This window comes from Helicobacter pylori, assembly GCF_900120335.1.
In the GTDB taxonomy this organism is placed as follows: domain Bacteria; phylum Campylobacterota; class Campylobacteria; order Campylobacterales; family Helicobacteraceae; genus Helicobacter; species Helicobacter pylori_BU.
The window spans coordinates 53,565-80,198 of record NZ_LT635477.1; the positions used below are offsets into that span (position 1 = coordinate 53,565).

Genomic DNA, 26,634 nt, shown 5'->3' on the forward strand with positions numbered 1-26,634 from the left:
ATTTAAAAAAGAGCGTGAGTTTAAGCGTAAAAGAAAACTTGTATCAAGTTTTATTGGAGCTATCTTTGACCCAATACAATTTTAAAAAACAAGGAAATCATAAAAATTTTGAGAAACAAACAAGTCTTTTGTTATTGTTTCAAGCTTGTTTTTGCAAGCTTTGATAGCTAAACCGGAATTATCAATGCCTATAAATTTTCGTTGCAATAAAAATGCAGATTTTAAGGTTGTTCCAGAACCACAAAAACAATCTAAAACAATGCTATCTTTATTAGAAGAGGTTTTAATGATTAAATCTAATAATTGAGCGTTTTTTTCTGTGGGGTAGCTTGGATATTGTGGGTCTTTAAATTCCCAGATGTCTTGGACTCTTTTGCCAGCTTGTTCTAAGGCATAAATTTTTTTTCTAGGGTTATTATTGTTAGAATACTCAATCAAACCTTCTTTATCCCAACGCTCAAGTGTGGCAATATCAGTGCGCCAATGCCGCCCTTTTGGAGGTAGCATACCTTTAAATGCTTTAGAGCATTCGCCACTTTCTACTTCTCCTGGAGCATGTATTGGAACGGTAGTGTAACGCCTTTTATCCTTGTCAATTTTAGGGAATCGTTTTTCTAAATCTTGTGGCGTATAAGGAATCTTAGGCTCGTTAAAAATGGGATTTTTTCCTTTAGAATAAAATAAAATCATATCTTTTATGTTACCATAGCCTATCCTTTTAAAATTTTTAGGATTGCACTTTATACGTGTGATTTCATTTCTAAAATTTTGTATGCCAAATATTTCATCTAACATTACCTTAACATAATGTCCTATCTTATAATCTGTATGCACATAGATAGAGCCTTGTTCTGAAAGCAATTCTTTAAGCAATACTAGGCGTTGCTTTAAAAATTCTATAAAATCCATACCCACTACTTTGTCGCTATAAGCAATATCGCCATTCTTAGAATTGCTAATTGTGGTTGCTCTACCATTTGTGATAGTAAAATGATTGTTTGTAGCAAATGGAGGGTCAATATATATCAAATCTATTTTTCCTTTTAGGTTTTTGTCATTTAACAAAAAAAGTAGAGCGATTGAATTTTCTGCTTGTATCAATAAGTTTTGCATTTCTCTTATTTAAATTTGGTATAAAAATTCTCGTAGCACTAACGCGCTCATAATATGATAGTTTCTATAAGTAGTATCTAGCAATTTACGCATTTTATTATTGCTTTCAATATATAATACGCCATCTAAAATAGCTACTTTAATCGCTTTGATGTTGGGCGTTTCAATTGTGCTGATAGTGTCGTTAAATTGAGCGTTTTGGTGTCCTCCAAAATCAGTTAAAAATTTAGCTTCGCCAATAATATATTTTTTGTTAAATCTTGCCACAAAGTCTAGCCCTTTATGATGGTGATAATTTAAATGAGATTTGGCAAATTCTGCCATGACATTATCGCTTGCTTTTAAAATGGCGTCGTTTTCATTCGCTATAAAATCATTTAAATCTACAGGTTCAACACCTAAAGATTTATTATTGAGCCAATCTTTAAATATAGGACCGATTTGGCGGTTTGTTTTTTTTGGCTCACTGCATTTTTCAAAAATTTTATTAAGCCCTATTTCATACAATCTGCCACAAATGCGATTGATTGTTCTTGGATTGCGTTCTAAAGCGCTTTTATCCCGTTTTAAATAGGCCATATAACTATCTTTAATAGGAAATAAATCTAAATTAAGCAACTCAGTTATTAAGGCTAAATTGTCTTTTTGTTTAAAATGATATTCGATATTAGACCAAATTTTTGAATCAATTTCTCTCAAACCTTCTGGAATTGTAGGTATACTTGAAACAAGTCATCTAAATAGGAGCGTTGATTAGCGTATTCTATGCTTAATTTTGTCCAATAATTCACCAATTTAACCTTTTTGAAAATAGTTTCACTGCATGGATTGTAACAAAAATATTGTTTAAATTTCTAAAAACAATTTTAGGATAAGAAGTGTTTTTGATTAAAAAATAAGTTTTTAAAGCTCACTATTTTTTCAAATAAATACAACCATTTTTAATTTGAAAACGGCTCAACAACACCCCTAAATTAAAGGGATCAATGGCGTTTAAAAAGCGAGAAACAAGCAACAATAACCTTTCATTTTTTAAAAATTGATTATCTCATTATAGATCCTATAATCGCCATTCAAATTTTGATCTATCATAGTTCCTATATCCTAAAAACCCATAGCACCCCACTCCTGCCCCAGAAAATAAAGAAATATAGGTTAAGGTTTGATTAAAGAGCATAAGGGGGATTTTAAAGATTGGATCAAACTCATTTGAAGCGCTTCAACGCTTCAAGCTCTCAATTTCTTTAAGCATGGTTTCAAAGGCCTCTTTAGTGCCTGCTCGCACGCTAGAAAACAAACTAAACGCAACAATGGCTATGCTCGCCACAATAAAACCCGGAACGATTTCATAAATATCCAAAAAGCTTTTGCCAAATTTATCGTATAAAATCACCGTGCTAGCCCCAGAGAGCATGCCAGCAATCGTGCCAATGCGCGTCATTCTTGACCAAAAAAGCGAGAATAAAATCACAGAGCCAAAACTCGCGCCAAAGCCAGCCCATGCGTAACTCACAATGCTGAGAATGCTAGCGTTTTTATCCGTTGAAATGAAAAAAGCGATGCAAGCCACCCCTAAAACCGAAAGCCTAGAAATAACCATCACTAATTTTTGGGGGGCGTTTTTATTGAAAATCGTCGCATAGAAATCTTCAGCAATGGTAGAAGAGCTTACAAGCAGTTGCGAACTGGCCGTGCTCATCACCGCCGCTAAAATCGCGCTCAATAAAATGCCTGTGATCCAAGGGTTAAAGAGCAATTGACTCATCACAATGAAAATCTTTTCAGGGTCTTCTAAGCTCAAATCAAATTTATGTACATACGCAACGCCTAAAAGCCCCATAACGCATGCCCCAATCAAAGAAATGACCATCCAAGAAATCCCAATAGTGGTCGCTTTAGGCACATCTTTAATGGAGCGGATAGACATGAAGCGCACTAAAATATGGGGTTGCCCAAAATAGCCCAAGCCCCAAGCGAGGCTTGAAATAATGGCGACTACGCTAGAGCCTTGCAAGAAAGAAAGGTTTTCAGGCTTGATTTCTCTAATGATTTTAATCCCCTCTCCAATCCCGCCAAGATGGATTATCATAACGATCGGCACCACGATTAAAGCGCTCATCATCAAAAGCCCTTGAATCAGATCCGTCCAGCACACCGCCTTATACCCCCCTAAAAAGGTGTAAGAGACAATGATCAGCGTGCCAATGCTTAAAGCGTAGTTGTATTGAATGCCAAAGGTCGCTTCAAAGAGTTTGGCCCCACTCACTAGCCCTGAAGAAATGTAAAAAATAAAAAAGATTAAAATCACAAAAGCCGAAATCAAGCGCAAGATGTGTTTGTCATCGCTAAAGCGCGTTTCAAAATAATCTGAAATGGTGATGGAATTAGCGATCACGCTCGTATAAACGCGTAAGCGTTTAGCCACAAAAACCCAGTTAATCAATGCCCCTAAACTCAGCCCTATGGCGATGTGTGAATTGATAAGCCCCCCCACATATAAAGCTCCAGGTAATCCCATTAAAAGCCACCCGCTCATGTCACTCGCCCCCGCACTCAAAGCGCTAATCACAGGCCCCATGGAGCGATCGCCTAAGAAATAATCCTCAGTCGTTTCGTTTTGTTTGTAAAAATAAAAACCAATATAGAGCATTAATAGCGAATAAACGACAAACATCGTAACAATAGGGGTGCTTAAAACAACATGTCCCATTTTGATCTCCTTATTTAATACAATATTTATTTTTCAGCACAGCATGATTTGTGGCAAGTGGGTTGCCTTAAAACCCTTGAGCCTAAATTCCCGTAACGATGATAAGAAATGCTAACCGATCGCTCTAAGTGGTAATACAGCAATTCAAAACGCCCGTTCAAGCAGGGTCTAGTCGTGGCTAAAACCATCCCTAAAGCGCTTGCTTGCTTGTGCAATAAATCCAAATCGCTTTTTAAATAGCGGATACGATTGAAAGCATGCAATTTTTCGCTAAATTTTTGCAAGTTTTCATAAACGATAGGGGCGTTTGCTTGGAGCGCTTTCAAGCATTCTAAGAAAAATGTTAGATCCTTGTTCGTTCGTTCGTTTTCTGCACTGATTGTTAAAGGGATTTGAGAAATGAGGCATGCTAAAGCCACGCCCAACATGTCGCTTAAAGTGTCCTTTTCGGTGATGCGATAGCCCACGCTTTTAACTTTAGTGTAGGAAAAGAGGTTGTCTTCGCCTCTGATTTTGACATAGTCTTTAGTCTGGCTGAATTCATGCTTGTAATGATAAGCGTAGCTCTTTGCCATAAAAATCGCACGCTTTAATTCATGCGTGTGTTCGTCATAGCCTTTTTGAATCAAGCCCTCTAAAGCTTCGCTTAAGGGGTTTTTTAGGGCGTTTTCATCTTCTTCTTCTTGATGGATATTCACAAATTGCGTGATATAGTTGAAAATGCCTACCTTCCTCCCAAACCCCACAGCGGATTTTTTAATCCCCCCAAAAGGCTGGCGCAAAACGATCGCCCCTGTGGTGGGTTTGTTGATATAGATATTACCGGCTTCAATGCGTTTTAAATAATATTCCCACTCCCTTTCATCTAAAGACTCTAACGCGCTAGTCAGCCCGTAACCGGTAGAATTGACTATCTCTATCGCCTCGTTTAAATCTTGCGCTTTCATGACCGATAAAATGGGCGTAAAAAGCTCAGTTTGGTGCGTGAAATCGCCTTTTTGGGTGCCGTATTTGATGCTTGGCTTCATCAAATAGGGGTTATTATCAACAAAGCTTGCCGGGATTTCGTAATTTTCATAGCTTTTCAATTCATCTATGGCTTTAATGACCTTTTCATTAGGCTTGTCCGCTAGAGCGCCAATTTTATTTTTGAAATCAAAAGGATCGCCCACGCTAAGGCTTAGAGTCGCGTCTATCAAAGTCTTTTTGAAATTCTCATCTTCATAGACTTCTTTTTCCAACACTAAAAGCGAAGTGGCGGAGCATTTTTGCCCCGAATTGCTGAAAGCTGAATGGATAACGTTCTTGATCGCCTGATCCCTGTCTGCCATTTTGCTCACAATGGTGGCGTTTTTACCGCCCGTTTCAGCGCTCAAGGCTAAAGTGGGGTTAGCTTCTAGCATTTTATAAGCGGTGTCTTCGCCCCCGGTTAAAATGGCAAACTGGATGCTTTCATCTTTTAAAAGGTGTTTGCTAATATCGCTCCCTTTAGAGGGCAAGTAAATGAGCGCATCTCTAGGCACGCCCGCATCCCAAAAGCACTCACAAAGCTTATAGCCGGTTACGCTAGACAAACTTGAGGGCTTGTAAATCACCCGATTGCCAGCGGCTAGGGGGGCAGCGATAGTGCCTACAGAAATGCCCACAGGGAAATTCCATGGAGCGATGACCACACCCACGCCTTTGGGGGTGAATTTCGTTTTTGGGTTCTGCTCTTGTAACACCCTTAAACTATAAGGGTAAAACTCCAAAAAGTCAATGGCTTCGCTCACTTCAGCGTCCGTTTCAGCGAAAGTCTTACCCACTTCTAAAGCCGAAATCCCTACTAAATCGCCTCTCCTTTCTCTAAAAAGCTGGGCGGTTTGACTCATTAAGGCATGGATTTCTGTAAAGCTTTTTTGACTGAAACGGCTCTTATCGCTTTTAGCCACTTCTAGGGCTTTTAAAATCGCTTCCTTATCCGCTAAATGCACGCTAGCGATTTTTTTATGATGGATTCTATCAAAGACTTCTAAAGGGGTTAAATTAGGATCTTCAAACCTCCCATCCATCTCTGGGTAAAGCTCTAAAATAGGAGCGTTATGCATTTTCTCGCGCACTTTTTTAGCCCATTCTCGGTTGGCTTTTAAGATAAAATCGGTATCGCTTTCGTTTTTAAAGGGGTGGTTTGGGTAAGTGGTATGCCCGCTTTGTTTGGCGTTTCTATCTTGAGTCCTGTGGGTAGCGTTGTCTAAAGTGGCTATTGCTTTAAGGCTGTTTAAAAAGCGTTGTTCTTGGTCTTTCCATTCGCTCGTGCCTACTTTGAGGTTAAAGAAAGCTTTCATGAAATTATCGCTTGAGGTGTTTTCATCTAACCTCCTCACCAAGTAAGCGATCGCATTGTTAAAATGCGCTTCATCGCACACCGGCGCATAAAGGATGAGTTTGTGCATCTCTTTTAATTCCTGGCTCGCTTGCAAGCTCATGCCCTCTAGCATTTCAAAGCTGAAATGCTCCAACACAACAGGGTCATTAAGGGCATGGATGCGCGTATAGACATAAGCGATTTCAAAAATATTATGGCTCGCTGCACCAATATGAATGTATTTATAATTATCGCCCTCTAAAACAAAATCCAGCATTTTGTTGTAATTAGAATCGGTGTCTTGCTTATTAGAAAATGTGGGTAACGCCCAGTCTTTCATAGAAGCGATAGTCTCTTCGCTCTCCATGTTCGCTCCCTTAACAAAGCGGATTTTAATGGGCTTTAACCCTTTTAAAACCCTTTCTTTAGAAAAAGCGTGCAGTTTTTTCAAATATTCATAAGAATCAGGGATATAAGCTTGCAACACAATACCGGCGTTCAAATCAAATTTAGCGATAGACTCCATAAACGATTCCACTGTAAGCTCTAAATCCCTAAATTCTTCCATATCCAAGTTGATGAATTTAGGCATGCCTTGCTTTTTTTCTTCTTCTAAAGCTAAAGCGTAAAGAGCGTCTAAGCGTTTGACAATCTCTTTTTTAGAGTATTCAAAATCAAGGATATTGATTTGAGAAAAAATCGTCGTGATTTTAATGGAAATGTATTGGATGTAGTTGGATTTTAGGGCTTGAGAGTATTTTTCAAAACGCGCAGACGCTTCTTCTTCGCCTAAAACTTCCTCGCCAATAAAATTCACGTTCAAAATGATTTTTTCATTTTTTCTTTTTAAAATCCGCTCTTTCAATTGGCTCTCTTCTTGATCCAAGACCATTGCTTTCGTGTCGCTTCTGATTTTATTGACAAAGAAAGGAACGCTCATATCAGGGAGCATTTTCCCAAAGCTTAAAAACCCCATTAAAAGCCATTTTTCAAACGAAGAAAAAATCTCACGGCTTTTGTATTTGTCTAAAACATGCTCAATCATTTCAAAGCGGGCTTTATTGTCCAAACACCTAAAACTCCGATCCATAAGCTCTATGAGCATGACTTTGTTTTCAGGGTTATTTAAAAGCTTTTGCATTTTAGAGTGGAACGCTTTTTCTTGCTCGCTCAAATGACTACTGATACTATCTTGCAGTTTTTTAGCTAATTCTAATGAATCCTCAATGATTTTTTGCATGAGCTTACCTTTTATTTAAGAATTTGGCTTGATTGTAGCATGTTTTAAGCGGGTGGCTTTAAGTCTCATTTATTGGTAATGTTTTTTAATTTTAAATTTTGTTCCAGTGGTGATTAATTCTCATTCCAACCTTTTTGAGTTTATCACGCATTTTTACACAATGATAAGAATTTGAGTGATAATTTGTATTGTTTTTAGCTTCATTTACTTTTCGTTTAAAAATAAATTATAACATTCGCATCGTGTAATTTAAAACCATTGAACGAAACGATTTTAAATTAAACGGATTGACAAAAATTTTACAAAACAAAGGATATAAAATGAAAACAATTAAAAATGGTATTATGATCGGCACACTCGGCGCGTTGTTATTGAGCGGCTGTTCTAGCTTTGATGCTCAGCGTTTCGCTTGTCTCCCTAAAGACCATTCTTCAAAAGACGCTTCCACCAAAAAAGAAGCGCAATACATACCTAAGGGCTTTTTTGACCCTTATTCTTCTAACTTAAACCATTGGGATTCTACATTCTAGGGGTTTATGAGAGGGGGCGAAAAAGGGGGGGGGTAATAAAGCTCATTTTAAGTTTTCTCAAATTACAATAACAATCTTTTTAACATTGATATAATATAAAAGGAGATATTCTTATGAGCGACACTCATATTGTAGAAAATGCGAATAATGAGAAAATAGAAAAACCAAATACTTCAAACCCCACCGCTTCCACCCCCCCCCAATAATGAAGAGCTTTTAAAAACTATTACAGATTTCAAAGATCGCCTTAAAAAATTAGATGATAAATTAGAGGATCTCGAACCCTTTATAAAAATCTCTCGTTTTATAGGCCATTGGTTTGGAAATCCCTCTAACGACACCCAAGAAAACCCAAAAGACGCTCAAAAAAAAGAGGAAGCACTTAAAAAATTCCAAGAAGAAAAAACCGCACTAAATAGAGATAAAAATGATCTAGCTAGAGAAAAAGATAAGCTAGCTGACCAAAATAAAACACTAACCACAGACAAAGAAAACCTAATCACAGCACTATCAACAGCAAAAAGCCAAGCCGAACAAACGAGCCAAAAACTAAACGAGCTAGAGCGAAGGCACGCTCCATACCAAAAATTAGAAAAACTCTATGAAGTCTTTTTTGGAAGTCAAAGATCGCTTGAATTTTAATTTTGTAGCAACAACTCACAGCGCAATGGATTTGATCGCATCTGTTCTTAGCGATAGCAAATACTATTTAGAAAGCCTTTATAACAAAGCGAGCCAAGAATTAAGCGATAAGAGGAGCGATAAGGGCGAGAAATTAGCTGAATTGTTTGATTTGCTTTTTGAATACATTAAGGATAGTAAATTTGAGCGTTTGAAAGAGCCAAGCGCTTATGATTATTCATGCAAAAAGCTATACCCAGAACAAAACACTTCTCAAAAGATTCAAAGAGTGGTCTTAAGAGGCTATAAGCACAATGATAAAATGTATCACACTATCGTGGATATGGGATCATAAAATGGGAACGCTCATTGAAAAATGGTTTGGCTTCTCTCAAATCAGAGAAGAATTAGAAGCCCGCATCGGTGAGTTAGAAGATGAAAACACCGAATTATTCACAACAAAAGACAAGCTAACCAAAGAAAACACCGAGCTAGCTTACAAAAACAATAAGCTATTTAAAGAAAACGAAAAAATCAGAGGGTTAGAAAACGCTAACGATCAATTATGGCAAAACAATAACAAGCTGACTAAAGAAAAAGCAGAACTGAAAGCAGAAAAAGACAATCTGGCTAAAGAAAACACACGCTTATTAGCAGCAAGAGATCGGCTGACTGAAGAAAAAAGAGAATTGACAACAGAAAAAGAAAGGCTAGTCAGAAAAACCGCCGAGCTAGAAAACAGAAACACCGCACTGACTGAAAAAAATAAAACGCTAACCACCGAAAACGACAAGCTCAACCACCAAGTTATCGCACTCAATAACGAGCAGGGCAGCCTCAAACAAGAGCGAGTGCGATTGCAAGAAGAGCATGGGTTTTTAGAAAAATCATGCGCTAATTTAGAAAAAGAAAACCAACACCTAACCGACAAGCTCAAACAATTAGAAAGCGCTCAAAAAAATTTGAAAAACTCTAACACCCAATTACGGCAAGCTTTAGAAAACTCTAACGCTCAATTAGCGCAAGCTAAAGAAAAAATAGCCACAGAAAAAAGCGAGCTGGAGCGAGAAATCGCACGCTTAAAGAGCTTAGAGGGTATGGGAGCCAAAAGCGAGCTAGACTTACACAACAGGCGTTTAGCGAGTGCAAACCAGGATTTAAAACGCCAAAACCGAAAGTTAGAAGAAGAGAATATAGCTCTCAAAAAGGAGGCTGGTAATGTCATTTGACGAAGAAACAGAAGACGAAGACTTTGAAGAACTCATAAAGGAAGTAGAAGAGTTAGAGAACTCTTATTATTTTTTAAAAGGTGAAAACGCCGAATTATCAAAAGAAAAAGAAAGGCTAGCCAACAAAAACGACAAATTACAAAAGCAAGTACATGAGCTAGAAAATTCTTATCATCTTTTAAAAAATGAAAAAACCGATTGGCTAAGAGAAAAAGAAATTCTGACTACAAAAAATAAAAAGCTAACCGCAGAAAGAGATTTTCTAAACGATCGGCTTAACGCATCACAAAAGCAAGTGGAAGCGTTAGAACAATCTCAGCAAGTTTTAAAAAATGAAAAAGCCGGGCTGACTAACAAAAACACCATGCTAAAAAGTGAAAAAACAGAGCTAACTGAAAAAATCAAAGCGCTAGCCACAGAAAGAGATAGGCTTATCGCATCGCACCAAGAAAAAAGCGACCTGGACTTACACAACAGGCGTTTAGCGAGCGCAAACCAGGATTTAAAACGTCAAAACCGAAAATTAGAAGAAGAGAACATCGCCCTCAAAGAGAGGGTTGATGGCTTGAAAGAGCAACTCTTCACATTGCAACCACAAAAACCACAATAAAGGAAATATCATGGTAAAACCCTTACAAAGTTTAGAACTGCCTCTTGGCCACCCCTTAGTAGAGAAATTGTGCGATCTGTCTTTAAAGGATGGAGTCAAATTCAATGAAGAAATACCGATCCATTTCAAAGATGAAGTGTCAAAAGAATATCAGACCAAATTCAAACAAGCGCTGCGGGTGCTTCATGCGATTGCCAATAATGAGACTTCTTTAAGGTATCTTTCTGATGACAATCAAAAATTCTTAGAGGATTTAGCGCAGGCTGAAAAGATCACTAATGAGCAAATAGAAAAAGCCTTAGAGATCGTTTCTGATAGCGATGTGGATGTGGGTTTTGAAGCATTTAAAGATTTGATGCTCAAGGTGGATAACACAGCGGTAGGCCTTAAGAGCTATAGCCAAAGCCAATTGCTTGATTTGGACGGAGGGCATTGGGATTTAGAGGCGCCTAGCGCGCCTAAAGAAAGGGTAACCTTTAGGTTTGATAATTTAGACCCTGACGACAAAGAAATGCATTTCTATGCGCGCTCAAGTTTGAAGGATTTAAAAAAGGGCGTTGTCGCTATTGACTTTGGGACTAAAAGCACGACCGCAAGCTATATGGATGAGAACACAAAATACCGCTTGCTCTCTATTGGCGGGCATGTAGATGACGCAAGCCTGACAAAGTTTGAAAACCCCACGATCATGGAGTTTAGGCACAGAAAAAAATTTATTACAGAATACAACGCGCTAGATCACCGCCCTTTCACAGAAAGGAACGATATAGAAGTGGCGCATGAAGCCCAAAAGAACGCTTCAGGCGTTAAGGGGAATGATTTGTATCGGTTCTTTTCTAAATTGAAGCAATGGGCTGGATCGGATGAAAAACAGAATTTTAGGGATTTAGAAGAGGATTTTTCTTTAGAAAGCTTCACTGATTGCACGGATTTTAACCCCATAGAAATCTACGCTTACTACATCGGCCGCTGCATCAACAACATGCACAATGGCGTGTTTTTGAAATACTTTTTATCCTACCCCATCAAGTATGAAAAGCATCAGGCCGAAAAAATCAGAGAGAGTTTTGAAAGAGGCTTGAGGAAATCCTTACCCCGGCATGTTTTTGACGATGAAAAAACGGCTAAAACTTTCAAAGTGGAATTGAGAGCGAGCGAACCTTGCGCGTATGCCATTAGCGCTTTAAAAAGCTATGGGTTTTTCAAATCAGAGAAGTTAGACAAGCCAATTTATTACGGGGTGTTTGATTTTGGGGGCGGGACGACGGATTTTGACTTTGGCAAATGGGAAAAAAGCGCTAGCCCTAAATTCCTTTACAAAATGACGCATTTTAGCAGTGGAGGGGATAAATATTTAGGCGGTGAAAATTTATTGGAATGGTTGGCTTGGGAAGCGTATGCCAAAAATTTCCAAGAGCTGAAAGCAAAAGACGTTGTCATCGCTAAGCCCAACTATGACAGGATCGATACGCAACGCTTTGGATCGTTTATGCAAAACTCCAGTGGAGCGCGCTTGAATTTGCAAACAATCGCTTCTACATTACGCCCTTTTTTAGAAAATTTAGACGCCAATATTATAGAAGCGATAGAAAAAAATGAAAACTTTGAGATAAAGGATTTTGAAAAGGATTTTAAAACCATGCTGTTGGATAGGAATGGGGTAGAAACAGAATGCGAACTCCAAGTTGATTGCAAAGAGCTTTTAAGCCTCTTAAAGGGCAAGATAGACGAAGGCGTTGCCAACTTCTTTGCCGGATTTTCTAAAGTGATGGCTGAAAACATTGACGATCAGTGTCGGGCGTTTCACATTTTCTTAGGAGGGAATGCGAGCCGTTCAGCGCTAGTCAAACAAGCGTTTGAAAACGCCAAAGAAAAGTAGCTCAAAGATTACCAGCAAAAGACTTCTAAAAATGATTTTAAATTCATCATTTATGAGCCGCTAGGCACAGAAGCCTCAGACAAACAGATTTTAGAGCTTACAGGAGAAGACGTTTCTAACACGCCCGCTTATTTGAAGCCCACTTGCAAAACCGGGGTGGCTTTTGGGCTTTTAGAGAGCAGGAACAGGGCTAAAGGGATTGAAATGCCCTCTATAAGCTCCAACCCTGTGTTTAAATACGATTTGGGCATTGAGATAGAGGGGAAATTCCACGCTAAAATCCATAGGGATTCTTTAAAGCCTAATGAATACCAGATTTTCCAAACTAAAGAGGAATGGGGAGGCTTTGATGAGTTAGAGATACGCTACAGCGACAAATCCCTAGCCAATACCAACACTTTAAACATTAAAGATACGCAAATGATTTCCATAGCGCTAGAAGAGATTGAAGAAGTGGACATGAAGGTGTGTTGCGTGGATTCCCAAAGCATTAAAGTGGGGCTGTTTAAAGACGGCCAACTGATCTATGAAAGCGAGGTAGAAAAATCATGATGACTAAGAACGCTTACGCGTTTGTCGTGATTGAAAAAAGCATTATGGTGTTTAAACGCGCCAAAGACAAGGGGCTAATCCCTATCGCTGAAGGTTTTGCGCCTTTAAAAGAGGGCTTTTTGAAAGGTTTTAAAGAGCGTTGCAATCTGGAATTTTTAGAAAATTTAGACCTTTTGTTTTTGTATGACTACCAGTTTTCAAGCGAGGTTTTTTCCTTGTGTAAAGATTTGAAAAATTCCATTTGGGACAGAGAGCTTGTGGTGGAACTGGTGGAGGCTTTGGAGGGTTTTAAGGGTTTGAATTTGTCTCTTAAAGTAGAAGATAGGCATTCTAATAGCTTGGGTAATGGCGTTCAAAAATTGCTCACCAACGCTGATTTAGGGAGCACCCACAAAGCAATCGTGATAGACAGCATGAAAACATACCACCAAAGTCAGCAAGAAAAATACAAAAGAGAAAGAGGCGAAATGCTAGAGGTTCGCCCCACAACACCCTCTAGCTATGGGGGTGGGAGCATTAGAATCAGCGGCGATAAAAAGCCTGATTCTAATGAAGAAAATTTTTAAAAGAAAGGACAACCGATGAGCAAAGTGCAAATGGATACCGAAGAGGTCAGAGGATTTGTAGGACATTTAGAACGCTTTAAAGAGTTGCTAAACGAGGAAGTGAATAGCTTGAATGGCCATTTTCATAATTTAGAATCATGGCAAGACGCTAGGAGGGATAAATTTAGCGAGGTGCTGGATAATTTGAAAAGCACTTTCAATGAACTTGATGAAGCCGCGCAAGAGCAAATCGCATGGCTTAAAGAGAGGATTAGGGTTTTAGAGGAAGACTATTAGGGGTGGTTTATGGCTGAATGGAAAACGGACACAGAAGAAGTCAAAAAGGTTGTTGGAAGATGCAGGGAATTTAAACAAACCCTACAAAAAGACAAGTGTGGTGGTTTTATCAAAGACCTTGATAGTTACGCGCTAAAAATCCTAGTAGAGCGCAGAAAAATTGAAATGCAATTGGAAAAAGCCATAGGAGAATTAAAAAAGCCAGAAAGGAGCGAAGGGGTTTTTGGGGATTTCTTGGGGAGATTGGGAGAGATTTTTGTAATGCGGTAGGGTCGGTTATCCCCCCTCTTAAATTAGGCGCTGAACTTTGTGAAAAGGGCTTAAACCTTATGGAAGACAATATAGAAAAATGGGAACACAATGTAAGGTTATTAGAACGAATGCTTGAAATCTACTCGAATCAAGCCAAAGCGAGCGCGGATCTTGTGAATCAAGCTTGGGAGGGCGTTAAAAAGAGGTTGCATTTTTATACCGATAAGCACCAGGAATTTATCAGGCGTTTGAAACAAGCGAGCGATGCGATAGATAACGGATACAACTTTCCAACCCCAGGCGTTTTATTGGAATACGATTTTGAACGGCCTGCTATCTCTTATACCCCTAAAAAAAGCGTTTTTAATGAGCGCTTGAAGGGTTTGAGGGAAAATTTTAGTGCTTCTTTATACGCTGATTTGAAAGACAAGATCAATGCTTTTTCTAATAAGGATCGCGCTAAAGCCTCTAAAGAGCGAGAGTTGGAAAAGGATTTAGAGGATTTGATGCCAAGCGTTTTAGGCGTGCCTTCTTATAACGAAAGCTTGACTTTAGCCAAAAATCGTTGCGTTAAAAATTGTAAGAAAGCTTTAGAAGGTTTTACAGAAAAAATCAAAAAATCCCCCAACGATTCAAACGCTATCAATGAAGCCTTTGATAACTTGGAAAGAGAGTTAGAAATAGCTACAGGAAATTTGAGTCAAAAAATCGACCCCGTTTTAGAACGCAATGAAAATTATGCGCAAAAAGCGTTGGAGTATAGGGAGTTTTTAGAAAGCCGTAAAGAGAGCTTTATTGTAGATGAAAAAAACCCCTATCCGGAAGAAGTCCGCTTTAATGAGTGGCGTTTAGCGGAATTTGATAGCGTTTTTAGCGCCATTGTGCCTTTAGAAGATTTAAATAAAACCGCATGCGCTCATTATGCCCTAAAGGCTTTACAAGCCGCGCTTAAAGACAACGATTTGGGCTTTGATGCAACAGAGTTGGAACAGATCGCAAAAGGATTCATTCCTAGGGGTTATTTATGGCATTTTGACGCGAATGTTTTAGGGAATTTAGCACTGGTGAGAGAAGAGTTATTATTAGGCGTGAAACACACGAAAGGATATTCACTATGGACAGAATTTCTACAGAAACAGAATTGAATTGGGAATTTGTAGAGCCGCTCAATAAAAATGCGTTGAGCGATCTAGAAGAGCGATTGGAAATAGGCTTTAGCGATGAATTTAAGGACTTTATCAAACGATCAAATTATGGTTTTAGCCAATTGCGTTATTTCATGGTGGGCAATGAATCCTACACGTTCAAACATGTTTTGGATTTCAATTTAGAGAGCTTATTGATTGATTTCATGCAAAGCTTAAAAGAATGGTTAGAACCTGAAGAAATCGTATTCGCTAATGACGGGTATGGGGGGTATTATCTTTGGAATATGACCACTGATGTGGTGCTGTTTTTAGACACCGATAATGGCTCAAAAAAAGCGCTATTAAATCTTAATATGTTTTTAAAAAAACTGGAATCAAGGGGTTAAAATGTTGTTTTCTCATAAAGTTTTTTGGAGGGTTGCACCAATGAGTTAAGAAGGATTTGCGACCATTTCGTAGAAGAGGCCATGCAAGATGATTTGGGGCAGAAACTTAAAAGTGAGGCGCTAGAGGAGATGCTAAAAATCGCGCATGACTTAGAAAATTTAGAGCAGGAAACTCAATACGAAATGAGAAAAATCAACGAGCAACTTGAAGAAGCCAAGCGTTTGGAGAAGCAAATTCATATGAATTTCCATTCACCAAGCGAGATCGATAGGCTTATGCGTGAAGCCAAAGAGCATGAAAGAGAAGCTAAGAGGCGCTATGATGAATATCTTAAGGATAGAGATGATTGATGCGGGTAATTTATTAAAAGAACTAGACGACGCCTTAGATAAAGTTGTCGCTAAAAAAGAGCCAGAGAGCTTTCTCAAGCCGATCGTCTCACAAATAGAGGACTATCAAAAGAGTATCAGGCAAATTCAAGCGCAATTCATAGACGCGCCAAAGTTCAATGAAACGAGTGCTTACCCTAAATTTTTGAGCTGTGGTTTGTTGCATGTTAAGGGCAAGAATGGCACTAACATGGAATTTTTATTGCCTAAAGTTTATCCTTTCCCCCCTAAAAGCTTGTATATAGAGCATGAAAAAGACGGGCAGTTTTTAAGAGAAATGCTCATGCGCTTACTCTCCAGCGCGCCTTTAGTGCAATTAGAGGTCGTCTTGGTTGATGCGTTGAGTTTGGGGGGTATTTTCAATCTAGCCAGAAGGCTTTTACATAAAGACAATGACTTTATTTACCAGCAAAGGATTTTGACCGAAAGCAAGGAAATAGAAGAAGCTTTAAAGCATTTGTATGAATATTTAAAGGTTAATTTGCAAGAAAAATTAGCCGGTTTTAGAGATTTTGCGCATTATAATGAAAACGCCACAGACCCTTTGCCTTTAAAAGCGCTTTTTTTAAGCGGGGTAGATGCTTTGAGTAAAGACGCACTTTATTATTTGGAAAAAATCATGCGTTTTGGCTCTAAAAATGGGGTTTTGAGCTTTGTCAATTTGGAGAGCGAAAAAAACAATCAATCCGCAGAAGACTTGAAAAAACATGCGGAGTTTTTTAGAGATACGACAAGTTTTGAACGCTTGAAATATCTTAACGTGGAAGTTATCAATGATCAAGGTATCCAATCCCAGCACATGAAAGACTTCGCCGATAAAATTAAAGCGTATTACAAGCAAAAAAAAGAAGTTAAAAGGGAATTGAAGGACTTACAAAGGGACAAAGAATTTTGGACTGAAAGCTCTCAGCATGAAGTGGTTGTGCCGGTGGGGTGGGATATTAACCATAAGAAAGTGTGTTTTGAAACCGGTAACGAACAAAACCACACGCTCATTTGCGACCACAGCGGGAGCGGGAAATCCAATTTCTTGCATGTGTTGATCCAAAATCTGGCCTTCTACTACGCGCCCAATGAAATCCAACTCTTTTGTTAGACTATAAAGAGGGGGTGGAATTTAACGCGTATGTAGCAGATCCCACTTTAGAGCATGCGAGGTTGGTGAGCGTGGCGAGTTCAATCTCTTATGGCATCACTTTCTTGAAATGGCTTTGTGATGAAATACAAAAAAGAGCCGATCGGTTCAAGCAATTCAACGTGAAAGATTTAAACAATTACCGCAAGCATAACGAAATGCCCAGACTGATCGTAGTGATTGATGAATTTCAGGTGCTTTTTAGCGATAACTCCACTAAAGGGAAAGAGAGCGTGGAACGATCTTTAAACACCCTGCTTAAAAAGGGCCGTAGCTATGGGGTGCATTTAGTTTTAGCCACTCAAACCATGCGCGGCACTGACATCAATCCAAGCTTTAAGGCTCAAATCGCCAACCGCATCGCTTTGCCTATGGATGCAGAAGACAGCAGTAGTGTTTTGGGCGATGATGCGGCTTGTGAGCTTGTCAGGCCAGAAGGCATTTTCAACAACAACGGAGGGAATAAAAAATACCACACCAAGATGAGTATCCCTAAAGCCCCTGATGATTTCAAATCTTTTCTCACAAAAATACACGCTGAATTTAACCAAAGAAACCTAGCACCCATAGATCGTAAAATCTATAATGGCGAGACACCTTTAAAAATGCCCAACACCCTTAAGGCTAATGAAATGCGTTTGCATCTGGGCAAAAAAGTGGATTATGAGCAAAAGGACTTGATAGTGGAGTTTGAAAGTAACGAATCGCATTTGTTGGTGGTGAGCCAAAATTTACAGGATCGCATCGCTTTAATGAAACTCTTATTCCAAAACATTAAGAGCGTGAACAAAGAATTGGTTTTTTGCAATAAAGGAAAACGCCTGATAAGGTTTTTTGATGCGCAAAAAGAATACGGCATCACGCCTGTAGAAAATATCTTAAGCGTTTTAGACACCGCTATGAACCCTAACAGCGCGCTTGTGATAGACAATCTCAACGAAGCGAAAGAATTGCACGACAAAGTAGGGGCGGAAAAGTTAAAATCGTTTTTAGAAAAAGCCATAGACAACGAGCAGTATTGCGTCATTTTTGCGCATGACTTTAGGCAAATTAAAAGTAATTACCATTTTGACAAGTTAAAAGAATTGTTAAACAACCACTTCAAACAATGCCTGGCCTTTAGGTGCAATGGGGAAAACTTGAGCGCTATCAAAAGCGATTTGCCTCCACCAAGCAAACCCAACGCGCTATTGATAGGGCTTTCCAAAGACAGCCACACTGAATTCAGGCCTTTCAGCTTATAGGGTCAAAAAAGGGGGGTTAAAAAAAGGGGGGTTAAAAAAAGGGGGGTTAAAAAAAGGGGGGTTAAAAAAAGGGGGGTTAAAAAAAGGGGGGTTAAAAAGACTAAAGGGATTTAATCTTTTTAAAGCGTTTTCAAACCTTTTGCGTGGTGGTTTGCGTAACCAAGCGAGCGATTTTTTCTCTTAAATGCAACAAGGGTTCTGAGCCTTTCGCTAAAGCTTTCAGGCATAAATGAGAACTAGCAATCTCGCTCACGGCTCCATCCACTCCTTCGCTCTCTTCAATCAATGCTCGCGCGCCAGACAGCTCTATGGGGCAATTGACAAGCACCAGATTCAAATAATGCGTGTAGCCATCAAACATGCACATGTTTGTCATGTCGGTGGTTTTGGGATCTAAAATCGTATTATCATAATAGATCGGTTGGTTATCTTTTAAAATAGAGATTTTAGTGTGCAAGCGGTTGAATTGGAACAACTCATTACGCGCCACTCGCCCAGCGACAATGATTTCACTATAAAGCAATTGAGAGCCAGAGTGCAAAGAAATCGTGGTATTGCCCTTAAAATGCGCGTTTTCAAAGGGGATTAACGGGAAAGGCGCGAAGTCTAAAAAAGCGTTTTCCCCCACAACAATGTGCATGTCTCTGCTGGCAAACCCGTCTTCAGTGTTATGGATTTTTTCAAAGGATTGCGAAGTGATCCTTAACTTGCAATTTTGACCGATATGTAATTGCATGTCTTGCGCATCGCCTTTCATTAAACCAGGGCTTACCGCTAAAAGCATGATTTCAGCTAAATCGTCTTTAGGGTAAAAGGGCGCCATGAGCTTAAAGGGGGGCGTAAAAAAATTGTCTTCAATCACGCACCGCCCATCAGCCCCTATTTTGGTTTTTAACCTGAGCTTGGATTCTTGAGCGTAAGTGTTCATCAATCTTCCAATAAAGCGTTGCGCTTGATCCATGCGATCACATCGTCTAGGCCTTCTTTAGCGCGGATATTCGTAAAAATAAAGGGCTTTTCGCCGCGCATTTTTTTAGAATCCCTTTCCATGACTTTCAAGTCCGCTCCCACATAGGGGGCTAAGTCAATCTTATTGATGACAAGCAAGTCTGAGCGCGTGATTCCTGGGCCGCCTTTTCTGGGGATTTTATCGCCCTCAGCCACATCAATCACAAAAATCGTAAAGTCCGCTAGCTCTGGATTGAAAGTCGCTGAAAGGTTGTCGCCTCCGCTTTCAATCAAAAGCAGTTCCAAATTAGGGAAACGGCCATGCATTTCTTCTACCGCTTCTAAATTCATGGAAGCGTCTTCTCTAATAGCGGTGTGCGGACAGCCCCCTGTTTCTACGCCAATGATCCTCTCTCGTGGCATCACCGAATTTTTACACATAAACTCTGCGTCTTCTTTAGTGTAAATATCGTTAGTGATGACCGCCATGTCATAATCCTTTGACATATGACGCGTTAAAGCTTCAATCAAGGCGGTTTTACCGCTTCCTACAGGACCACAAACTCCAATTTTTACCATAAAATTCCTTTCAATTTGAGATTAAAATTCAAGACATATAAAGGCGCGAGTATAAACTCTCATGCTGCATCGCCTTAATGTCGTTTTGAACGCTTGCCGCACACAGGTGGCTTTCGTCTAATTCTAGGGTTTTTTCTATGAGCTGGTTAAAAGGGCTTTGCAAGCTCAATAAGATTTTTTGCCCATCGTTTTGGGATAAGGGGACGCTTTTAACGCAGTTGATCACCATGTTAGAAGTTTGCGCATAAAGATAATGCCTTAAAGCCTTTCTCAATTCCATATTCAAACTCGCCGCAAAAACGCCATAGCTAGTGGCATGGGTGGGATCTTTGGTCGTTTGAGCGTAAGCGTTAAAAAATGCGCCCATGTCTAATTCGTTCATGGCTTGTAAGGTTTTAATGAAGCGATTGCCTAGCTTTTGATTGGCTAATCGCAATTCCATGGGGCTTGTGGATAGCATGATGATTTCTTCAATCCCTAAGATTTTTTTTAAATCCTGTTGGAGGGCGCTTTCATAGGTTAGTTTTAAGCTCAGCATTTCCGTGTAAAGGAACTGGCTAGAAAGATTGGCTTTTAAATACTCTAAAGCACTTTCTTTATTGGTAACCTTTTTTTGCTGGATGTAAGTTTCTAGCCCAAAAGAATGCGTGTAAGAGCCAATAGGGAACACCGCATCATTGACTTGCAAGATCAGAAATTCATTATCCACATGAGCATTGTTGTCTGTCTTTGGGGTTTTTGGGGGCGTACCCACGCTTTTTTTAGTGCTTTTCACGCTTTTTCCTTTATTATCCATCTGTATTTTTCTATTTCATGACCACTTTAAAATCGCTCGCTAGTGAGACCTTAAAATTAGGCTCACTATGGGGCATGCTCACGGTTAAGCGTTCTTTGGAATCCAATTTTGAACTTAAAACACGATTTTGAACCCCTAGCTTTTCTAATAACGCTAGCGTGGGCTTTTCAAATGGTGTTTTAAATTCAAATTGAGACTCGCCATAGTATAGAGCCGCATGGCGGTTCCCTATTTCGTAGCATATTTTCGCTACTTCTGCCACGCTCTTAGCTTGGATGTGAATGACTTCAGAATCCAAGATATTAACGGCGATAATTTCCTTCTCTTCTTTAAATAAAATATCCCCTTGAGAGAGACCCAACTTGGGAGCGTCTTTAAGGCGTATGGCTATGTCTTTGCCTTGCCTGGTTTTAAAGCGAGCGATTTTTTTCCTCGTTTCAAACCATTCCAAATCCACATGATCCACATTGAAATCCAAGGGGTTTAAATCCCTTAGATTGCCAACTAAACGCTCTATGATCATCTCACACCCAGTGTTGGATAAAGAGTAACCAAGCAGGGATCCAAGCGGTTAAAATACCCTCAATGATAGCAAGCCATGGAGTGAATTTCCCTAAAGGGATTTTCAAGATGTTTTCAATGAAAGCGGTAAGCCACAAAACACCCCAAGCCAACCATATGATTGCCCACCAATCGCCTTCAGTGATGCCTAACACTTTGTGGTCATCAAGCATATCGCTATAATGGGATAAAATCGCAGCAGGAACAGTGTTGATCGCTACGAATAAGCTATACCAAGAATAGGGTCTCCAATCCAAACCAAAAGTGTGGTTGATAGCGGCATACAAGTAGGTAAAACCAAACAATAACCCAGTCGCTGGCCCATAGAAACTGGTCAAATGGTGTGATACTTGAACAATATCTTCTGCACCTTCTACAGGGGCTGTAGGGTGGAGCGCGGAATAAGTGATGACCACCACATTACAAACAATGGAAAGTCCGCCCACAAAAAAGTTCATCACCGCGGTGCTTTTAGGATCGACTTTGGTTAATCCGCAAATCCCATTGCTGATTAAAACAATCCCAACATATAACAATACAAGTCCTAGCATTGCCTTATCCTTCCAAAACAAAATTTTTACAACAAACGCACCTTACGAATAACCTTTGTTGCTTGAGCTAATCATAAAGAAAAATAGTAAATTGACAAAAAATAAAACAAAAAAATAAGCCCCCAACTTTTAATAAATAATAAAAGTCAGAGAGCTTAAAGACTAAGATTTAAGGAGGAACGCTCCAAAAATCCTAGAAAATTAAAAATCCTAGAAAAATCCTAGAAAAATCCTAGAAAAATCCTAGAAAAATCCTAGAAAAATCCTAGAAAAATCCTAGAAAAATCCTAGAAAAATCCTAGAAAAATCCTAGAAAATGCTAAAGAGTTGAGCCAAGCTCACTTTATTAGCTGGTTTAGAAGTGACTTCTTTGCCATCCACGAACACATGGTAAGTTTCAGGATTGACTTCAATGTGAGCGGTAGTGTCGTTGAATTGCATGTCTTTTTTAGTGATGTTTCTGCAATTTTTAACCGGCAACACTTGTCTTTCAAGCCCTAATTCTTCTTTAATGCCTTTGTCATAAGCCGCTTGAGACACAAAAGTGATGTTTGCATCGTATTTAGCTTTACCATGGTGAGCGAACATTTCTCTGTAATAAACCGGTTGTGGGGTAGGGATAGAAGCGTTCGCATCGCCCATTTGGCTTAACGCGATGAATCCGCCTTTGATGATCATGTTGGGTTTCACGCCAAAGAATGCTGGACTCCACAATACCAAGTCAGCCACTTTGCCCACTTCTACTGAACCTACATACTCGCTAATCCCATGAGCGATCGCTGGGTTAATGGTGTATTTAGACAAGTAGCGTTTGATCCTGAAGTTGTCGTTATCGCCTTTTTCTTCTTTCAAGCGGCCAAATTCTTTTTTGTTTTTATCAGCTGTTTGCCAAGTTCTAGTGATAACCTCACCCACACGGCCCATCGCTTGAGAGTCAGAACTAGTGATTGAGAAAATCCCCATGTCATGCAAAGTGTCTTCAGCCGCAATGGTTTGAGGGCGGATCCTTGAATCAGCGAACTGGACATCTTCTTTAATGCTTTTATCCAAGTGGTGGCACACCATGAGCATGTCCATGTGTTCGGCTTCTGTATTCACGGTGAAAGGGATAGTGGGGTTAGTGGAAGCGGGTAGGATGTTGTGTTCACCGGCCACTTTAATAATATCAGGAGCGTGTCCGCCGCCAGCGCCTTCAGTGTGGAAAGTGTGCATAGTGCGTCCGGCAATAGCTGCCATAGTGTCTTCCACGCAACCAGCTTCATTCAAAGTGTCTGTGTGGATAGCGACTTGCACATCGTATTTGTCCGCAACATCTAACGCATGATTGATTGCAGAAGGAGTGGTACCCCAGTCTTCGTGGATTTTAAAGCCAATCGCACCGGCTTCAATTTGATCGGCTAAGCTCGCGTCGTTAGAAGTGTTACCTTTAGCCAAGAAACCTAAGTTCATAGAATATTCTTCAGCCGCCCTGAGCATCCATTTTAAATTTCTTCTACCTGGAGTGATAGTAGTCGCATTAGTGCCATCAGCAGGACCGGTTCCGCCACCAATCATGGTTGTTACACCGCTTGCAAAAGCTGTAGGGATTTGTTGGGGTGAAATGAAGTGGATGTGTGTGTCAATACCACCAGCCGTTACGATCAAGCCTTCACCGGCTAGCGCTTCAGTAGCAGGACCCACGCTAAGATTGTTTTTAACGCCATCTTGCATGTCTTTGTTACCGCCTTTACCAATGCCAGCGATTTTGCCATCTTTAATACCAATATCCGCTTTATAAATACCGGTGTAATCCACGATTAAAGCATTAGTGATGATTAAATCCAGTTCTTCTTTGCTAGGGTTGTTGGATTGGCTCATGCCTTCTCTTAGGGTTTTACCGCCACCGAATTTAAGCTCTTCGCCATAAATGGTGTAGTCATGTTCTACTTCAGCGATCAAATCTGTATCGCCCAATCTCACTTTATCGCCTGTAGTAGGGCCATACATAGAAACATATTCTTTTCTGCTAATCTTTTTCATTTCTTACTCCTTAATTGTTTTTACATAGTTGTCATCGCTTTTAGCGCCATGAAAACCACGCTCTTTAGCTCTGTGTAAAGCGATTTTTTTGCTTTCGTTATCTGCTTGCCTATCAACCAATGCGTTAAATCCAAAGATTCTTCTGTTACCGCCAATGTCAATCAATTCTACGGATTTTTCTTCGCCAGGCTCAAACCTTACCGCTGTCCCGCTCGCAATGTCTAAGCGTTTGCCGAAAGTTTTTTCTCTGTCAAAGTCTAGGCATCTATTCACTTCAAAGAAATGGAAGTGTGAACCGATTTGAACGGGTCTGTCGCCCACATTTTTAACTTTCACGCTAACGGCTTTTTTGCCTTCGTTGATAGTGATGTCTTCATTTTTTAAGAACAACTCACCAGGAACCAATTTACCATTAGCCTCAATAGGGGTATGCACGGTTACGAGTTTGGTCCCATCAGGAAACATCGCTTCAATACCCACTTCATGGATCATGCTTGCCACACCATCCATCACATCATCCGGTTTTAAAAGAGTGCGCCCTTCTTGCATCAATTCAGCCGCAGTCTTTTTACCAGCTCTCGCTTCTTCCATAATATGGGCACTAATCAAAGCTACTGCTTCCACATAGTTAAGCTTAATGCCTTTTTCTTTGCGTTTCCTAGCTAATTCTCCAGCGTAGTGGAGCATCAACTTATCTAACTCTTTTGGGGTGAGTTTCATCTCATTCTCCTATTCTTAAAGTGTTTTTTCCTTGAAGACATAACGCAATCAAGGTTGGAGTAATTGTAGCAATCTTTTGATTTACTAAGATTAACAGAAGCGTTTATTAACTAATTATTATTTAAAATAAATTAGTGTTATAGTTTTGAAGTGCTATAAAAGCGTTATTAGGAGCGCGTTTAATACCCCTTTAGAATTTATAAAAATCAAAAACTCGCAAAAAAATGAGAACTAGAATTGGAGTTATAATGAGTAATTGAGTAATAATGGTGGCCACGACTGGACTTGAACCAGCGGCCACTACCATGTCAAGGTAGTGCTCTACCAACTGAGCTACGCGACCTTTATTTAAAAAGAGTAATTATGCCTTAATTTTGTTTTGTTTTTGCTTAAAAACGAATTGTCTTAACAATAAAACGCCCACACCCACATCTATCATCACATCAGCGAAATTAAAAATGGCAAAATCAAACCCATAATGATAATACACATAATCCACCACGCCCCCATGCACAAACCGATCTAAAACATTAGAAACCCCAGCGCCAAACACCATGCCAAACTCTATCGCATGGTTTTTAAAAAGCTCCTTTTGGCGCATTAAAAAGATAAAAAGCCCTAAAATCAAAAGGATTTGCAAGTATTTCAAACCCCCCTCTAAAAAACTGAGCAAGGAAAACGCCACGCCTTTATTGAACACCAAAACAATATCTATAACCAAACTTTCATAGCGAAACCCCTCTAAAATAGCGTGTTTAATCGCTTGATCCACGCCAAAGATAAGGAAAAAAACCCCTATAAAAACCAACAGGCTTTGTTGGGTGGCGTTTAGCACAACTGCCCTTCAAAAAATTCTTTCAATTCTTGCATTTTGGATTCTAAAAGTTTTTCGTCTTTAGCTTCTAAAAGGATTCGTAATTTGTTTTCAGTGCCGCTATAACGGATCAAATGGCGGATTTCTAGTTGGTCTAATTCTTTTAAAAGAGCGCTATAACCTTTCAGGCTTTCTAAAGGGGGCTTTTTTTGGATATTCAAATTCACTAGGCTTTGGGGGTATAGTTCAAAGGGGTTTAACGCAACAGAGCTTACAAGCTTACTCTCTAACACTAACGCGCTCACTTGCAAAGCGCACACCAAGCCATCGCCCGTTTTAGCGTAATCGCTAAAAATGATATGCCCGCTTTGCTCGCCTCCAAAATTGGCTTTGTTCAATCGCATGCATTCGCTCACAAACTTATCCCCAATCGCGCAATGCTTCAATTCTAAATCTTGGGATTTCAGGTATTCTTTAAGGGCTAGATTGCTCATGCTCGTAGCGACAACCGCTTGAGAAGAAAGGGCGTTTTTAGATTTTTGATAAACCCCTAACACCCCTAAAAGCTTATCCCCATGCACGATATTCCCTAAATTATCCACCACCACTAGCCTGTCGGCATCGCCATCAAAAGCAAAGCCCAGATCCGCGCGGTATTTTTTCACTTCCTGGCTCAATTGGTTAGGGTGTAAAGCCCCGCATTGCTCATTAATATTACACCCATTAGGCTCATCATTAATCACTAACACATCAGCCCCAAGCTCGCTAAAAACGACCGGAGCCACCTTATAAGCCGCGCCATTAGCGGTATCTAGCACGATCCTTAAATTTTGTAAATTCAAATGTTTGGGGAAAGAGTGCTTCAAATGCGCGATATAGCGCCCTATGACATCATCTATCCTTTTAGCGCTACCGACGCTCTCGCCCACTTTATAGCTAGAATGCAGTAATTCTTCATCATGAAAGATTTCTTCAATCGCTCTTTCTTCTTCTTCTTTGAGTTTATAGCCATAAGAATTGAAAAACTTAATACCATTGTCTTCAAAAGGGTTGTGGCTCGCGCTTATCATAATGCCCGCATCGCAGCGCATGTCTTCGGTTAAAAATGCGATCGCAGGGGTAGGCATAGGCCCTATTTGAATGACATTATAGCCTATGGAAGTGAGAGCGCTCACTAAAGCGTTTTCTACCATATAGCCGCTTTTTCTAGTGTCTTTACCGATTAAAATTTTATTCGTTTTGGAATGTTTTTTAAAATACAATCCGGCAGCAATGCCTAAACGCATCACAAACATGGGGGTGAGTTTCACCCCTGCTTTACCCCTCACGCCATCAGTCCCAAAAATTTTCATCGTTATAAAATACCTTTTAAACTATTTTTAATCAATTTTTAGATAGAATTATGCCAAATTTTACATTAC

Annotated in this window: 18 protein-coding genes, 1 tRNA gene and 8 pseudogenes; 11 read left to right on the top strand and 16 right to left on the bottom strand. The window is 39.7% G+C overall.

Annotated elements, in window-relative coordinates; translation table 11 throughout:
* Positions 1–81: 81 nt before the first annotated feature.
* The 6 genes and pseudogenes from CS889_RS00290 to CS889_RS00320 all read right to left on the bottom strand — a co-directional run bounded on the left by CS889_RS00290 (position 82) and on the right by CS889_RS00320 (position 7,407).
* Complete coding sequence (locus CS889_RS00290) at positions 82–1,113, bottom strand: site-specific DNA-methyltransferase (RefSeq protein ID WP_089086485.1); 1,032 nt, start codon at positions 1,111–1,113, stop codon at positions 82–84.
* A 9-nt stretch (positions 1,114–1,122) separates the two neighbouring features.
* Positions 1,123–1,904, bottom strand: a pseudogene (locus CS889_RS00295) (restriction endonuclease).
* Positions 1,905–2,038: 134 nt separating this feature from the next.
* Positions 2,039–2,128, bottom strand: a pseudogene (locus CS889_RS00305) (DNA cytosine methyltransferase); the annotation flags it as partial.
* A 90-nt stretch (positions 2,129–2,218) separates the two neighbouring features.
* Positions 2,219–2,290: pseudogene (locus CS889_RS08625) on the bottom strand (DNA cytosine methyltransferase); the annotation flags it as partial.
* 42 nt (positions 2,291–2,332) lie between these two features.
* A complete protein-coding gene (gene putP / locus CS889_RS00315) occupies positions 2,333–3,823 on the bottom strand; it encodes a sodium/proline symporter PutP (protein WP_089086487.1) in 1,491 nt (496 codons plus the stop codon).
* Between the two features lie 26 nt (positions 3,824–3,849).
* Positions 3,850–7,407, bottom strand: coding sequence for a bifunctional proline dehydrogenase/L-glutamate gamma-semialdehyde dehydrogenase (locus CS889_RS00320; protein ID WP_089086488.1), 3,558 nt, complete (start codon positions 7,405–7,407; stop codon positions 3,850–3,852).
* Between the two features lie 320 nt (positions 7,408–7,727).
* Between CS889_RS00320 and CS889_RS00325 the strand changes: the two genes are divergently transcribed.
* The 11 genes and pseudogenes from CS889_RS00325 (at position 7,728) to CS889_RS00375 (ending at position 18,225) form a co-directional block, all read left to right on the top strand.
* Positions 7,728–7,937, top strand: a complete 210-nt coding sequence (locus CS889_RS00325; RefSeq protein ID WP_000848997.1) for a hypothetical protein — start codon at positions 7,728–7,730, stop codon at positions 7,935–7,937.
* 306 nt (positions 7,938–8,243) lie between these two features.
* Positions 8,244–8,913 (top strand): annotated as a pseudogene (locus CS889_RS00330) (M protein).
* 1 nt (position 8,914) lies between these two features.
* On the top strand, positions 8,915–9,787 hold the full coding sequence (locus CS889_RS00335) for a coiled-coil domain-containing protein (protein ID WP_089086489.1): 873 nt from the start codon (positions 8,915–8,917) through the stop codon (positions 9,785–9,787).
* Positions 9,777–10,397, top strand: coding sequence for a hypothetical protein (locus CS889_RS00340; protein ID WP_231899356.1), 621 nt, complete (start codon positions 9,777–9,779; stop codon positions 10,395–10,397). The genes CS889_RS00335 and CS889_RS00340 overlap by 11 nt, the downstream gene beginning before the upstream one ends.
* A gap of 10 nt (positions 10,398–10,407) precedes the next feature.
* Positions 10,408–12,828: pseudogene (locus tag CS889_RS00345) on the top strand (hypothetical protein).
* Complete coding sequence (locus tag CS889_RS00350) at positions 12,825–13,394, top strand: hypothetical protein (protein ID WP_089086491.1); 570 nt, start codon at positions 12,825–12,827, stop codon at positions 13,392–13,394. The pseudogene CS889_RS00345 and the gene CS889_RS00350 overlap by 4 nt, the downstream one beginning before the upstream one ends.
* Positions 13,395–13,409: 15 nt before the next feature.
* Entirely contained in the window at positions 13,410–13,670 is a 261-nt protein-coding gene (locus tag CS889_RS00355) for a WXG100 family type VII secretion target (RefSeq protein WP_089086492.1), read from the top strand.
* Positions 13,671–13,679: 9 nt separating this feature from the next.
* Positions 13,680–15,067, top strand: a pseudogene (locus tag CS889_RS00360) (HNH endonuclease).
* On the top strand, positions 15,037–15,456 hold the full coding sequence (locus tag CS889_RS00365; protein WP_089086493.1) for an SMI1/KNR4 family protein: 420 nt from the start codon (positions 15,037–15,039) through the stop codon (positions 15,454–15,456). Before CS889_RS00360 ends, CS889_RS00365 begins: the two are co-directional and overlap by 31 nt.
* A gap of 4 nt (positions 15,457–15,460) precedes the next feature.
* A pseudogene (locus CS889_RS00370) lies at positions 15,461–15,807 on the top strand (hypothetical protein).
* Positions 15,800–18,225, top strand: a pseudogene (locus tag CS889_RS00375) (FtsK/SpoIIIE domain-containing protein). The pseudogenes CS889_RS00370 and CS889_RS00375 overlap by 8 nt, the downstream one beginning before the upstream one ends.
* A gap of 130 nt (positions 18,226–18,355) precedes the next feature.
* Here the strand turns inward: CS889_RS00375 and CS889_RS00385 are convergent.
* The 10 genes from CS889_RS00385 to glmM form a co-directional block, all read right to left on the bottom strand.
* Positions 18,356–19,153, bottom strand: a complete 798-nt coding sequence (locus CS889_RS00385; protein WP_001940832.1) for an urease accessory protein UreD — start codon at positions 19,151–19,153, stop codon at positions 18,356–18,358.
* Positions 19,153–19,752: an urease accessory protein UreG gene (ureG, locus tag CS889_RS00390; RefSeq protein ID WP_000238762.1), complete on the bottom strand. Its 600-nt coding sequence runs from the start codon at positions 19,750–19,752 to the stop codon at positions 19,153–19,155. The genes CS889_RS00385 and ureG overlap by 1 nt, the downstream gene beginning before the upstream one ends.
* 28 nt (positions 19,753–19,780) lie before the next feature.
* Entirely contained in the window at positions 19,781–20,548 is a 768-nt protein-coding gene (locus CS889_RS00395) for an urease accessory protein UreF (RefSeq protein ID WP_089086495.1), read from the bottom strand.
* 10 nt (positions 20,549–20,558) lie between these two features.
* Positions 20,559–21,071, bottom strand: coding sequence for an urease accessory protein UreE (ureE, locus tag CS889_RS00400; protein ID WP_000583090.1), 513 nt, complete (start codon positions 21,069–21,071; stop codon positions 20,559–20,561).
* Between the two features lies 1 nt (position 21,072).
* Positions 21,073–21,660 carry an acid-activated urea channel protein UreI gene (gene ureI / locus CS889_RS00405; RefSeq protein WP_000901274.1) on the bottom strand — a complete coding sequence of 196 codons (588 nt, stop codon included), beginning with the start codon at positions 21,658–21,660 and terminating at the stop codon, positions 21,073–21,075.
* A gap of 309 nt (positions 21,661–21,969) precedes the next feature.
* Complete coding sequence (gene ureB / locus CS889_RS00410) at positions 21,970–23,679, bottom strand: urease subunit beta (protein WP_000724308.1); 1,710 nt, start codon at positions 23,677–23,679, stop codon at positions 21,970–21,972.
* 3 nt (positions 23,680–23,682) lie between these two features.
* Positions 23,683–24,399: an urease subunit alpha gene (ureA, locus tag CS889_RS00415; RefSeq protein ID WP_000779233.1), complete on the bottom strand. Its 717-nt coding sequence runs from the start codon at positions 24,397–24,399 to the stop codon at positions 23,683–23,685.
* Between the two features lie 267 nt (positions 24,400–24,666).
* Positions 24,667–24,742 (bottom strand) — tRNA-Val (locus tag CS889_RS00420).
* Positions 24,743–24,760: 18 nt separating this feature from the next.
* Complete coding sequence (gene lspA, locus CS889_RS00425) at positions 24,761–25,234, bottom strand: signal peptidase II (protein ID WP_089086496.1); 474 nt, start codon at positions 25,232–25,234, stop codon at positions 24,761–24,763.
* Positions 25,228–26,565 (bottom strand): phosphoglucosamine mutase, encoded by a 1,338-nt coding sequence (gene glmM / locus CS889_RS00430; protein ID WP_033596642.1) that lies wholly within the window; start codon positions 26,563–26,565, stop codon positions 25,228–25,230. Before glmM ends, lspA begins: the two co-directional genes overlap by 7 nt.
* Positions 26,566–26,634 lie beyond the last annotated feature (69 nt).